The sequence below is a fragment of the Microbacterium sp. sgz311019 genome (assembly GCF_056135325.1).
Genome location: NZ_JBWAXO010000005.1, coordinates 250,043 through 262,405, shown reverse-complemented (window position 1 = coordinate 262,405; position 12,363 = coordinate 250,043). Strand labels below are relative to the sequence as shown.

9 protein-coding genes are annotated in these 12,363 nt (G+C 71.1%); all 9 read left to right on the top strand.

Annotation, left to right across the window (positions count from 1 at the left end):
• Nucleotides 1-93 precede the first annotated feature (93 nt).
• Nucleotides 94-777 carry a response regulator transcription factor gene (locus tag AC0NZN_RS10165; protein ID WP_474592181.1) on the top strand — a complete coding sequence of 228 codons (684 nt, stop codon included), beginning with the start codon at nt 94-96 and terminating at the stop codon, nt 775-777.
• 32 nt (nt 778-809) lie between these two features.
• Nucleotides 810-2,120 carry a sensor histidine kinase gene (locus AC0NZN_RS10160; RefSeq protein WP_474592180.1) on the top strand — a complete coding sequence of 437 codons (1,311 nt, stop codon included), beginning with the start codon at nt 810-812 and terminating at the stop codon, nt 2,118-2,120.
• Between the two features lie 48 nt (nt 2,121-2,168).
• Complete coding sequence (locus tag AC0NZN_RS10155; protein WP_474592179.1) at nt 2,169-2,351, top strand: PspC domain-containing protein; 183 nt, start codon at nt 2,169-2,171, stop codon at nt 2,349-2,351.
• A gap of 48 nt (nt 2,352-2,399) precedes the next feature.
• Nucleotides 2,400-7,079, top strand: a complete 4,680-nt coding sequence (locus tag AC0NZN_RS10150) for an ATP-dependent helicase (protein WP_474592178.1) — start codon at nt 2,400-2,402, stop codon at nt 7,077-7,079.
• Nucleotides 7,072-7,866 (top strand): DNA-formamidopyrimidine glycosylase family protein, encoded by a 795-nt coding sequence (locus AC0NZN_RS10145; RefSeq protein WP_474592177.1) that lies wholly within the window; start codon nt 7,072-7,074, stop codon nt 7,864-7,866. Before AC0NZN_RS10150 ends, AC0NZN_RS10145 begins: the two co-directional genes overlap by 8 nt.
• 273 nt (nt 7,867-8,139) lie before the next feature.
• Nucleotides 8,140-9,288 (top strand): ABC transporter ATP-binding protein, encoded by a 1,149-nt coding sequence (locus tag AC0NZN_RS10140; RefSeq protein ID WP_474592176.1) that lies wholly within the window; start codon nt 8,140-8,142, stop codon nt 9,286-9,288.
• An 83-nt stretch (nt 9,289-9,371) separates the two neighbouring features.
• Entirely contained in the window at nt 9,372-10,544 is a 1,173-nt protein-coding gene (locus AC0NZN_RS10135) for an extracellular solute-binding protein (RefSeq protein WP_474592175.1), read from the top strand.
• Nucleotides 10,537-11,481, top strand: a complete 945-nt coding sequence (locus AC0NZN_RS10130; protein WP_474592174.1) for an ABC transporter permease — start codon at nt 10,537-10,539, stop codon at nt 11,479-11,481. The genes AC0NZN_RS10135 and AC0NZN_RS10130 overlap by 8 nt, the downstream gene beginning before the upstream one ends.
• The gene (locus AC0NZN_RS10125; RefSeq protein ID WP_474592173.1) at nt 11,478-12,359 is read left to right on the top strand and encodes an ABC transporter permease; all 882 of its coding nucleotides are present in this window, start codon (nt 11,478-11,480) and stop codon (nt 12,357-12,359) included. Before AC0NZN_RS10130 ends, AC0NZN_RS10125 begins: the two co-directional genes overlap by 4 nt.
• Nucleotides 12,360-12,363 lie beyond the last annotated feature (4 nt).

Genomic DNA, 12,363 nt, shown 5'->3' with positions numbered 1-12,363 from the left:
CGATGCACCCCGCGCGATCGCACTGTGTTCGAGGTGTGTAAAGGATCCGCGGTTCGCATCCCGTCCTGAAGCGGGCCCTGGTGGAATGTGATCGTGGATGCGCGGCGCGGCCTCGTCATGCTCGTCGAGGACGAGCCGGCGATCGCCGACGTGCAGCGGCGGTACTTCACCGAAGCGGGGTACGGCGTCCACGTCGAGCGCGACGGCATCGCCGCTCTGCGCCGCATCCGGGAGCTCCGGCCCGTGGCGATCGTGCTCGACATCGGCATTCCCGGCATCGACGGTCTCACACTGTGCCGCAGCCTGAGGGCCGAGGGCGACTGGACGCCCATCGTCTTCGTGACGGCTCGCGACGACGAGGTCGACCGCATCCTCGGAATCGAGCTGGGCGGTGACGACTACCTCACCAAGCCCTTCTCGCCGCGCGAGCTCGTCGCCCGCGTCGGCGGAGTGCTCAGACGCGCCGAGCGCCCGAGCGACGCGCCCGCCCTCCAGGTCGGCGACATCGTGCTCGACGAGCAGCGGCACAGCGTCGAGGTCGCGGGGGCTCCCATCGACGTGACCGCCACCGAGTTCGCCCTGCTCGCGCACCTCATGCGTGAGCCTTCGCGTGTCTTCTCGCGCGAGCACCTCCTCTCCGCCGTCTGGGGAACGGCCTCGTACGCGGGCACGCGCACGGTGGACGTGCACGTGGCGCAGGTGCGTGCGAAGCTCGGGCGGATGGGTGCGATCCGCACGGTCCGCGGCGTCGGCTACGGCATGGGCGGCTCGCGGTGAGGCGGTGGCTGCGCACACTGGGCGGGCGGACCATGCTGGCGACGACCATCGTGGCCGTGGTCGCCGTGCTCGTGACGGCCGCCGCATCCCTCCCGCTCGTGTCGCTCGCGGTCGACCTGCAGGTGCGGCGCCAGCTGACGACGCAGGCGACGGTGCTCGCCGCCGAGTCCCCCGCGGCACGGGATCGCGCCGTCGCCTCCAGCGGTGCGGGAGGTGCGCGTCTCGCGATCCTCTCCCCCGACGGTGCGCTCCGCGGTCCGGCCCGAGCCCTCGTCACGCCTCGAGTGCTCGCGAAGGCTGCGGCGGGCGCGCCGGTCTCCACCACGGTCGATGTGGCCGGCCGCACCTTCGTCCTGGTCTCGCACCCGCTGGACGGCGGCGGGGCGATCGTGGCCGCCCAGCGCGTCGAGGACGTCCAGCGCACCAGCCAGGCCGTCGTGCTGTCCGTGCTGGGTGCCCTGCTGATCGGGCTCCTGATCGCCATCGGCGTCGGAGCCCTGCTCGCGCGCGCCACCGCGCGACCGCTCCGGTCGACCGCGGCGGTCGCCCGGAGGATCGCCGCGGGAGATCGCGACATCCGGATCCCCCCGCAGCGGCTCGCCGAAGTCGATGACATCGCCTCGGCGCTGACCGCCCTCGACAGCGCCTTGGCGGCCAGCGAGCGGCGGCAGCGGGAGTTCCTCCTCTCGGTCTCCCACGAGCTGCGGACACCGCTGACCGCGGTGCGCGGCTACGCAGAGGCGCTCGCCGACGGTCTCATCGCCCCGGACGAGGCCGCCGAGGTCGGCACCACGCTCGTCGCGGAGACGGTCCGCCTCGACCGCTTCGTGAGCGATCTGCTCGAGCTCGCACGTCTGGATGCCGACGACTTCACCCTGTCGTTCTCGGAGGTGGATCCGGCCGCCCTGGTCGCGGATGCCGTGCGCGCCTGGTCGGCGCGGGCGAAGGCACTGAGGATCGAGCTCCTGACCGCGGCTGGGCCGGCGGGCCTGCTGCACACCGATCCCATGCGGGCCCGGCAGCTGCTCGACGGGCTCATCGAGAACGCCCTGCGCGCCGTCCCCGCCGGCGGGCATGTGATGATCGGGCGGCCGGACTCCCGCAGCATCGAGGTGCGCGACGACGGACCCGGGCTCACCGCCGACGATCTGGCCCACGTCTTCGACCGCGGCGTCGTCCACGGCCGGTACCGGGATGCGCGGCCGGTGGGAACGGGACTGGGGCTGTCCATCGCCGTCCGCCTCGCGCAGCGCCTCGGCGCATCCCTGTCCGCGGCGCACGCGCCGGAGGGCGGCGCATCCTTCCGCGTGACGTTTCCCGCGGCACCGGACAGGACCGCCTGACCGCCACCCCTCTTCCGGTGACCCCGGCGCGCGCGGGAGGATGGCGGCATGAGCAGCCTCGTGAGACCGCGCAGCGGACGGTTGATCGCCGGCGTGTGCCTGGGCATCGCCCGCCGTTTCGACGTCGACCCGCAGCCCGTGCGCATCCTGATGGCGCTCGGGCTCCTGTTCTTCGGCCTGTCGTTCTGGGTCTACCTCTGGCTGTGGATCCTCATGCCCGCGGAGAGGTAAGCGCACGGCCCGGCCCTCGATGTCGGCGGTCCGGGTAAGGATGGTGGGATGGGCGATGTGCTCGATCGCTTCAGCGCGGCCACGCAGGACTGGTTCCGCGGTGCCTTCGCCGCGCCCACCGATGCTCAGCGCGGCGCGTGGGAGGCGATCTCGTCGGGAAAGCACGCGCTCGTGGTCGCACCCACCGGCTCGGGCAAGACGCTCTCGGCGTTCCTGTGGGCGATCGACCGGGTGTTCCACGAGCGGGCGGAGTCGCCGGGCGAGAAGGTCGATGAGGGCAGGCGCACCCGCATCCTCTACATCTCCCCGCTGAAGGCGCTCGGCGTCGACGTCGAGCGCAACCTGCGCTCGCCTCTCGTCGGCATCGGACAGTCGGCGAGGCGACTCGGGATGCCGGCCCCCGATGTGCGGGTCGGCGTCAGGTCCGGCGACACGACGTCGGCCGACCGGCGCAAGCTGCTGTCGGCGCCGCCCGACATCCTCATCACGACTCCCGAGTCGCTGTATCTCATGCTCACGAGCCAGGCGGCCGAGACGCTCCGCGGCGTCGACACGGTCATCATCGACGAGGTGCACGCGGTCGCTGCGACCAAGCGCGGCGCGCATCTCGCGGTGTCCCTCGAACGGCTGGACGCGCTGCTCGACCGGCCCGCGCAGCGCATCGGGCTGTCGGCCACGGTCCGCCCGATCGACGAGGTGGCACGGTTCCTCGGCGGTGCGCAGCCGGTGGAGATCGTCGCGCCGAAGGCGTCGAAGACCTTCGACCTGCGGGTGGTCGTGCCCGTCGACGACATGCTGAACCCCGGCCTGCCGGCGTCCGCATCGGCCCTCGACGACCCCGCGGAGAACACCGAGATGACGGGGTCGCTGTGGCCGCACGTCGAGGAGGCGATCGTCGATCGCATCCTCGAGAACAGATCGACCATCGTGTTCTCGAACTCCCGGCGTCTCGCCGAGCGGCTCACGGGCCGGCTCAACGAGATCTACAGCGAGCGGCTCGGGCTCGATCTGCCCGAGCCGTCCGTGCCTGCGGCGAAGATGGCGCAGGCGGGAGCGACCGCGGGGGCCGCGCCGGTGCTGGCGAAGGCGCACCACGGCTCGGTCTCGAAGGAGCAGCGCGCCGAGGTCGAGGAGGAGCTGAAGTCCGGCGTCCTGCGCTGCGTCGTCGCCACCAGCAGCCTCGAGCTCGGCATCGACATGGGCGCCGTCGACCTCGTCATCCAGGTCGAGGCGCCGCCGTCCGCGGCATCCGGCCTGCAGCGCGTCGGGCGTGCGGGGCACCAGGTCGGCGAGATCAGCCGGGCCGCGCTTTTCCCCAAGCACCGGGGCGATGTGCTGCACACCGCGATCGTCACCGAGCGGATGCTGGCAGGCCAGATCGAGGCGATCTCGGTGCCGCAGAACCCGCTCGACATCCTCGCGCAGCAGACGGTCGCCGCCGCCGCCCGCGGGTCGATCGAGGTCGAGGACTGGTACGAGACCGTCAGGCGCAGCGCTCCCTTCCGGACGCTTCCCCGGTCGGCGTTCGAGGCGACCCTCGACCTGCTCGCCGGCCGCTACCCCTCCGATCAGTTCGCCGAGCTGCGTCCGCGCGTGATCTGGGATCGCGACCGGGGCACGCTGACGGGCCGGCCGGGAGCGCAGCACATCGCGGTGACGAGCGGCGGGACGATCCCCGACCGCGGGCTGTTCGGCGTGTTCGTCGCCGGCGAGTCGCAGAACGCGCGCGTCGGCGAGCTCGACGAGGAGATGGTCTACGAGTCGCGCGTCAACGACGTCTTCACCCTCGGCACGACGAGCTGGCGCATCGTCGAGATCACGCACGACCGCGTGAACGTGCTGCCGGCCTTCGGGCAGCCGGGCAAGGTGCCGTTCTGGCACGGCGACGGCATCGGCCGTCCCGCCGAGCTCGGCGAGGCGCTCGGCCGGTTCTCGCGCGAGCTCACGACCGGATCGCGTCAGAAGGCGGAGGCGCGGCTGGCCGACGCTGGCCTCGACGAGCGCGCCTCCGCGAACCTCCTCGCCTACCTCGACGAGCAGCGCGAGGCCACGGGCAGCCTGCCCACGGACAAGACCCTGACGGTGGAGCGCAGCCGCGACGAAGTCGGCGACTGGCGCGTCATCCTTCATTCCCCTTACGGGATGCCGGTGCACGCGCCGTGGGCGCTGGCCGTCAACGCCCGCATCCGCGAGCGCCTCGGGGTGGAGGGATCGGCGGTCGCGAGCGACGACGGCATCATCGCGCGGATCCCGGATGCCGAGTCCGAGCCGCCCGGTGCGGAGCTCTTCGTCTTCGACGCCGAGGAACTCGACCAGATCGTCACCGACGAGGTCGGCGGGTCGGCCCTGTTCGCCTCACGGTTCCGGGAGTGCGCCGCGCGGGCGCTGCTGATGCCGCGCCGGAACCCCGGCAAGCGCAGCCCGCTGTGGCAGCAGCGGCAGCGCTCCGCCCAGCTGCTCGAGGTCGCGCGCGAGCATCCGACGTTCCCGATCATCCTCGAGACCCTGCGGGAGGTGCTGCAGGACGTCTACGACGTTCCCGCGCTCCTGCGGATCACCCGCGGTATCGCCGAGCGGCGCATCCGTCTCGTCGAGACCACCACGAACCAGCCGTCGCCGTTCGCACGCGACCTTCTCTTCGGGTACGTCGGCGCGTTCATGTACGAGGGCGACTCGCCGCTCGCCGAGCGACGAGCGGCGGCTCTCTCGGTCGATCCGGCGCTGCTGAGCGAGCTGCTCGGCAAGGTCGAGATGCGGGAGCTGCTCGACCCCGAGGTCATCGCGCAGTTCGAGCGCGAGGCGCAGCGGCTCGAGCCGGGGCGTCGCGCGCGGGGACTGGAGGGCGTGGCCGACCTGCTGCGCGTGCTCGGCGCCCTCGATGCCGTCGAGGTCGCCGACCGCCTCGAGCCCGTTGACGACGGGTCGCCGGGACTGGCGACCCCGGCCGAGGCATCCGCTCATCTCGACGCTCTCGTCACCGCCCGCCGGGCGATCCGCGTCACCGTCGGCGGGGCGTCCCGCTATGCGGCGATCGAGGATGCGGGACGCCTGCGCGATGCGCTCGGCACCGCGCTGCCGGTCGGCATCCCGACTGCCTTCCTCGAGCCGCTCGCCGATCCTCTCGGCGACCTCGTCGCACGGTACGCGCGCACGCACGCACCCTTCCGGACGGACGCCGTCGCCCAGCGTTTCGGCGTCGGCTCCGCGATCGCACGCCAGACCCTGCAGCGGCTCGAATCCCAGGGCCGCGTGACGCGCGGCTACTTCCTGCCCGACGCTGCCGCCCCCGCGGGAGGGATGGCCGACGATCTGGAGTGGTGCGACTCCGAGGTGCTCCGTCGCCTCCGGCTGCGCTCGCTGGCCGCGATCCGCGGGAGCGTCGAGCCCGTGCCACCCGAGGCCTTCGCCCGGTTCCTCCCCGCCTGGCAGCACATCGACCGGCCGCTCGAAGGCGTCGACGGCGTCCTCGCCGTGATCGAGCAGCTGGCCGGCGTGCCGATCCCGGCGAGCGCGTGGGAGACCTTGATCCTCCCGATGCGCGTCTCGGACTACTCCCCCGCGATGCTCGACGAGCTGACCGCCACGGGCGAGGTGCTCTGGTCCGGACACGGGTCGCTCCCGAGTCGCGACGGTGGGCTCCCTCGCTCGGGAGGCTCGGCCCAGCGTGAAGCGATGCGCCGAGTGGGCGAGGGGAGGATCGCGCTGCATACGACGGATGCGGCGCCCCTGACCCTGGCCCGGGAACTCGACGAGGTCGAGCTCTCACCGCAGGAGCTGCGCATCCTCGAGGTCCTGACGACCGGCGGCGCCTACTTCGCCAACCAGCTCGAGCAGCTCGTGGGTCCGCCCGATGCGAACGCGGAGCAATCGGTGGTCGACGCGCTGTGGGCGCTCACGTGGGCGGGGAGGATTACCAACGACACGTTCGCGCCCGTGCGCGCGCTCCTCGGGGGCGGCTCGCAGGCGCACCGCGCCAAGCGCCGCGCGCCGCGCGCGAAGCTGTACCGAGGGGTCGAGCTGCGGCCGACCGCCACCCCGGCCCCCCGCGCACCCGTGCTGGCGGGACGCTGGTCGGCGCTCCCGCAGGCCGAGGCCGATCCGGCGGTCCGCGCGACGGCGACCGCGAGCATGCTCCTGGACCGATACGGCGTCGTGACGCGTGGATCGGTGCAGACCGAGGGCGTGCCGGGCGGATTCGCGCAGACCTACCGCATCCTCGCCGGGTTCGAGGAGGCCGGGCACTGCCGGCGCGGCTACGTCATCGAGAAGCTCGGTGCCGCGCAGTTCGCGGCATCCGCGACCGTCGACCGTCTCCGCGAGTTCGCGAACCTGCCGGATCCGCCGCCCCTGCGTGGCCTCACCCTGGCCGCGACCGACCCGGCGAATCCGTACGGAGCGGCACTCGCCTGGCCCGCGCTCGCGGGGGTCGCGCACCGCCCCGGACGCAAGCCGGGCGGGCTCGTCGTGATGGTCGACGGGGCACTCGTGCTCTACCTCGAGCGCGGCGGCAAGACCGCACTCGCCTTCACCGACGACGAGTCCCTGCTCGAGGCGGGCTGCCGCAGCCTCGCGCAGACCGCCCGCGAGCGCCGGCTCGAGACCCTCACGATCGAGCAGGTCAACGGCGTCTTCGTCTACACGACCGAGGTGGGTCGCGCGCTGCGCGCGGCGGGCTTCGTCGAATCGCCGAAGGGCCTCACGCTCCGAAGCCGGGGCGTCCATGCCTGAGGGCGACACCGTCTGGCAGGCGGCGAACCGCCTCGACACAGCCCTCCACGGCGACGTCGTCACACGGTTCGACCTCCGGGTCCCCCGCGCGGCCACGGCTGACCTGCGCGGTGAGACGGTGCACGAGGTCGTCGCCCGCGGAAAGCACCTCCTCCACCGCATCGGCGACCACACGCTGCACACCCATCTCAAGATGGAGGGCGAGTGGCACGTGTACCGCCCGGGAGAGCGATGGCGCCGCCCCGGCTTCCGGGCCCGCGCGATCGTCGGCACGGAGCGCAGCGAGACGGTCGGCTTCGACCTCGGCCTGGTCGAGCTGATCCGCAGGGCGGACGAGGAGCAGGTCGTCGGCTACCTCGGTCCCGACCCGTTGTCTGAGGACTGGGATGCCGAGTCCGCCGCGGCGCATCTGGCCGCCGACTCCCGCCCGATCCATGTGGCCATCCAGGACCAGCGCAACATCGCCGGGTTCGGCAACGAGTACGCGAGCGAGCTGCTGTTCCTGCGCGGCATCCATCCGCTCACGCCCGCGAACGAGACCGATGCGGCCGCGCTTGTGGCGCTCGGTGCCCGCACGATCCGGGCCAATCGCGAGCGGGTCAACCGCACCTTCACCGGGGACACGCGCAACGGCCGCACCGACTGGGTCTACGGCCGTGAGCGTCGTGCCTGCCTGCGTTGCGGCGCGCCCATCCGGTCGATGATGCTCGGCGCGGATCCGACGCGCGAGCGCAACGTCTTCTGGTGCCCGAGCTGCCAGCCGGAGCGTGTGACGCGCGCAGGGTAGGCACGTTGGTCCAGCGGCCGCACAAAGTCACGAGAACACAACGATTCGCCCGCACAGATCGTCCTGGACGACGCGCCACGGCCCAGGGCTCGCGCACGTTACCGCATCATTTCGCACATTTCGCGGATATTACGGCCTGGCCGGACAGTCTGTGCGGCCCATCTATGGACGGGGTGATTTCGTCCGGTTCCAGATGATTCGCGTTGCACCGATGCATCCGTCCGTATTGAATCTCAGGAACGCGGCGCCGGTGCTGCGACGGAGGTGCACCACGTGACAATCGCAGATCCCCTGACCGCCCCGCTGACGGGCGCAGAGGCGCCCGGCTCCGTCGTGATCGAAGAGGTCACGAAGATGTACGGCGATCAGTATGCGGTGAACGGGGTGTCCCTGGCGATCGAGCCCGGCGAGTTCATCTCGCTGCTCGGACCGTCGGGCTGCGGCAAGACGACGACGCTGCGCATGATCGCCGGTTTCGAGCAGCCCGACAGCGGCGACATCCGGGTGTCCGGGGCATCCGTTCTCGGCGTGCCGCCGTTCCGCCGCAATGTCAACACCGTCTTCCAGGCGTACGCCCTCTTTCCGCACATGTCGGTGGCCGAGAACGTCGCCTACGGCCTCCAGCAGCGCCGCACCCCGAAGGCCGAGATCCGCGAGCGCGTCGCGCAGGCCCTCGACATGGTGCAGATGCGGCGCTTCGCCGACCGCAAGCCCGCGCAGCTCTCCGGGGGACAGCAGCAGCGCATCGCGCTGGCCCGCGCCCTCGTCAATCGCCCTGCGGTCCTTCTCCTCGACGAGCCGCTCGGCGCCCTCGACCGCCAGCTCCGCGAGGAGATGCAGCTCGAGCTGAAGCTCCTCCAGTCACGCCTGGGCATCACGTTCGTCTTCGTCACCCACGACCAGGGCGAGGCCCTCTCGATGAGCGACCGCATCGCGATCATGCGCGAGGGTCGCATCGAGCAGATCGGGGATGCCGACACCGTCTACGCCCGCCCGGCATCCGCCTACGTCGCCGCGTTCGTCGGTCAGCAGAACTTCTTCCGCGGCCCGGTCGTGGAAGGCGGCGCGGCTGTGCAGAGCCCGCACGGCCTCGTGCGCGGCGCATCCCCCGCCCTCGCGAACGCGACGAGCGGCCAGGCGGCCGTCCGCCCCGAGTTCGTGCGCATCCAGAGCGGCGGCGCGCCGTCCTCGGACGTCAACTCCGTCGCCGGCACCGTCATCGGCGTCGCACACCTCGGCGAGGCGATGCAGTACCTCGTGCGGATCGGCGAGGACCAGAGCATCATCAGCCGCCGCCCGACGCCGGAGGCTCCCGACCTCGTGACGGGCGATGCCGTCGTCTGCTCGTGGAGCCCGGAGCACGTGCTCCTCTACCCGGGCGACCAGGATGCGGCGGGATACGTCGCACCGCCGACCGACTGACCCCCCGACGCACCACCGGCGGGCCCGATCCCGCGAACCCGCCGCGCAGCACCCGAACCCGCCCGCACCACACGGAGGCCCCGATGACCGAAGAAGTCCGTATCCTCGCGCACCGCAGCGCAGCCCGCATCATCGACAGCGAGCTCACCCGCCGCGGCTTCCTCGCCGCCTCCACGGCCGCCGGTCTCGCGACCGTCCTCGCCGCCTGCTCGCCCGCAGGGTCCAAGGCCACGGCGCAGGCGACCGGCGGCAAGCTCGAGAGCCAGCTGTCCATGTACAGCTGGGGCGACTACGACGCGCCCGAGGTGCTGAAGGCCTACACGAGCAAGCTCGGCCCGACGATCAAGATGAGCTCGTTCGGCTCGAACGAGGAGATGATCGCGAAGCTCGTCGCCGCCAAGGGCACGTCCGGCTACGACATCGTCGTGCCGACGGGCGTCTTCATCCCGCAGATGGTCGAGAACAAGCTGCTGTCGAAGTTCAACCGCGACCTCATCCCGAACATCAAGTACATGGACTCGGCGTTCCTCGGCCGCCAGTGGGACCCGGACAACGAGTACTCCGTCTGCAAGGCCTGGGGCACCACGGGGTTCGTCTACGACAAGACCGTGATCACGCGCGAGCTGAAGACCTGGAACGACTTCCTGGATGCGGCGCAGAACGAGGCGAGCGGCAAGACCTCGATGCTCGACGACCCCGCGGAGCTCACGGGCGTCTACTTCTGGGCCAACGGCATCGACTGGAACACGACCGACAAGAAGCAGCTCGACGCGGCGGAGGACTTCCTCGTGAACAAGCTCGCCAAGCACGTCTCGGCGTTCAACTCCTACCCGGGCAGCGACGCGATCCCGCAGTCGTCGCAGGCGCTCATCCACGTGTGGAACGGCGACGCCCGTCAGGGGATGATGACCAGCAAGGAGCCCGACAAGTGGCAGTGGGTGCTCGGCGCCCCGAACACCGAGCTGTGGATGGACAACTGGGCCATCGCGGCAGGGGCGCCGCATCCTGAAGCCGCGCACGCGTTCATCAACTACGTGCTCACTCCGGAGAACGCCCTCAAGGAGGTCGACTACATCGGCTACCACACCGGGGCGAAGGACATCCAGGCTCAGGCGGAGAAGGCCAGCATGGAGAAGCTCGACATGGTGTTCTTCACGCCCGAGCAGCTCGCCACGATGCACACCGGCCAGGTGACCGAGGCCCAGGCGCGCATCGTCGACATCTACAACAAGATGAAGGCCGCCGCTGGTGCGTAAGAGGAGCTTCGGCGCCCTCCTCGCCGTCCCGGCGTGGATCTGGCTCCTGTTCTTCTTCGTGGTGCCCGTCGGGCTCATCGTCTATTACAGCTTCGGCTACAAGCCCGGGCTGTTCGGCACCCACGCCAACGACAAGATGTCGCTGGACAGGTACGCCGAGGTGCTGACGCCGACGTTCTTCGCGACCTTCCAGAACACGCTCTGGATCGGCCTGGCCGGCACCGCCCTGTGCTTCATCGTCGGCGCACCGGTGGCGTACTGGATGGCGACGAAGGCCGCGCCGTCGAAGCGCGGCCTGCTCGTCGCCCTCGTGATGGTGCCGTTCTGGACGAACTTCCTCGTCCGCACGATCGGCTGGCAGGTCATCCTGTCGCCGGACGGCTGGATCTCGACCGTGCTGAAGTGGGTCGGCCTCGGCCCGCTCGACATCCTGTACACGCGTCCCGCGGTGCTGCTCGGGGTCGTGTACAACTACCTGCCGCTCATGATCCTCCCGCTGTTCGTCGCGTTCGACCGCGTGCACGGCTCGCTGCGCGAGGCGTCGAAGGACCTCGGCGCCGGCCGCTGGGCGACGTTCCTGCGCATCACGCTGCCGCTGGCGAGCCCTGGTGTGCTCGCCGGCGTCATGCTCGTGTTCATCCCGCTCATGGGCGACTACATCACCGCGACCGTCCTCGGCGGCGCCAAGGGCAACATGATCGGGCAGCTGGTCGCGAGCCAGTTCCAGACCGCGCAGAACTGGGCGCTCGGCTCCGCGATGGCCGTCATGCTCATCCTCATCGTCATGCTGACGGTCGCCGTCGGCATCGGCGTGATCTGGCTCGTCCGCCTGTCGGTCCGCGCCCACTATCGCGTCACGCTGCCGCCCGAGGACGGCGCTGCGGTCTCCGCTCCTGTCGTCCAGGAGGCGCCGCAGCCCGAGGAGGTTCCGGCATGATCCCCACGACGACGCAGAAGTCGGCCACGCGCGTGCGCCCGAAGCGCTCGTGGACCGACGTCGGCTTCACGGTCTGGGGCGTGATCGTCTTCGCGTTCCTCTTCGCGCCGATCGCCGTGATCATCGTCAACTCGTTCAACACCGGCCGCCTGCTGGCCTCGTTCACGCAGTTCGGCTTCGACTCGTTCGGGGCGCTGTTCACCAAGGAGGTCATCCGCGACGCTGTGGTCGTCTCGGTGCAGACCGGCATCATCGCCGCGCTCGTGGCATCCGTCCTCGGCACGCTCGCCGGCATCGCCATGGCCCGCCACCCCGGGAAGTGGGTGTGGTGGTTCCTCGTGCTGCTCCTGCTCGTCTCGGTGACGCCGGAGATCGTGGATGCCGTGTCCCTCCTGCCGTGGCTGGTCACGCTCGGCCAGGACTGGGGCATCTCGCTCTTCAACGACGGGATCGTGCGCCTCGTCATCGGCCATTCGCTGTTCTCGATCGCGGTCGTCTCGTACCTCGTCCGCGCTCGCCTGGTCGGCCTCGACGCGCAGCTGGAAGAGGCATCCGCCGACCTGTACGCGCCCCCGCTGCGCACCTTCTTCCGCATCACGCTGCCCCTCGCGATGCCGGCCGTGCTCGCGGGCTTCCTGCTGTCGTTCACGCTCAGCCTCGACAACACGGTGATCGCCGCCTTCGTGTCCGTCTCGGGCACGACGCCGTGGCCCGTGTACGTGCTGAGCGCACTGCGCTCGGGTCTGCGCCCGGAGATCGCGGCCGTGTCGACGATCATGCTCGTGCTGACGCTGCTCGCGCTCGGCGCGGTGGCCCTCGTCCTCAAGCGCGCCGGCGACTCGGCCGCGGACATCGCCCGCACCATGGCAGGAGGCTGACCGG